Source organism: Salinimicrobium oceani (assembly GCF_012037645.1).
In genome coordinates this window covers 1-693 of the sequence record NZ_JAAVJR010000150.1, presented here as the reverse complement: position 1 = coordinate 693, position 693 = coordinate 1, and the positions used below count along the sequence as shown (strand labels likewise).

The 693-nt window shown below is 42.3% G+C and carries 2 pseudogenes; both read left to right on the top strand.

Features of this window, described 5'->3' with window-relative positions:
• Nucleotides 1-166 (top strand): annotated as a pseudogene (locus tag HC175_RS15950) (aminoacyl-tRNA hydrolase); the annotation flags it as partial.
• An 8-nt stretch (nucleotides 167-174) separates the two neighbouring features.
• A pseudogene (locus tag HC175_RS15945) lies at nucleotides 175-693 on the top strand (bifunctional riboflavin kinase/FAD synthetase); the annotation flags it as partial.

Below are 693 nucleotides of genomic sequence, written 5' to 3'. Positions count from 1 at the left end.
AAGCGATGAATTTTCCAAAGGCCGGCAGGTAGATTATGTGCTGGGAGAATGGGATGAGGAAGAGAATAAAAAGCTTCCGGAGAGATTAGACAAAGCCCTGGAGATCATTAGATCTTTCGGGACGGCGGGAATAAATAATACAATGAACACCTTTAACGGGAAATAGCACCAGCCTTGAAAGAACATAAAGGAGCGCACGCCTTCAGCAGCAATCATCATACAGTAGTGACCATTGGCACTTTTGACGGAGTTCATATTGGGCATCAAAAGATCATCGAAAGACTGGTCAACACTGCCCGGGCCGGAAACCTTGAATCGGCCATACTTACTTTTTTTCCTCACCCCAGGATGGTGTTGCAAAAGGATGCCGATATAAAATTGATCAATACTATTGAAGAACGAAAAGGAATACTCGAAAAGAGTGGTATTGATCATTTGATCATTCACCCTTTCACTCAGCAGTTCTCCAGGCTTTCGGCCAGGGAATTTGTGCGGGATTTTCTTGTGCAGAAATTAAAAGCGAAGAAAATAATTATTGGATATGACCACAGGTTTGGCCGCAATCGTACAGCAGATATTAACGACCTGAGAGAATTTGGAAAAGAATATGATTTTGAAGTAGAAGAGATCTCGAAACAGGATATCGAAGATGTCGCGGTAAGTTCCACCAAAATAAGAAAGGCTTTACTGGAA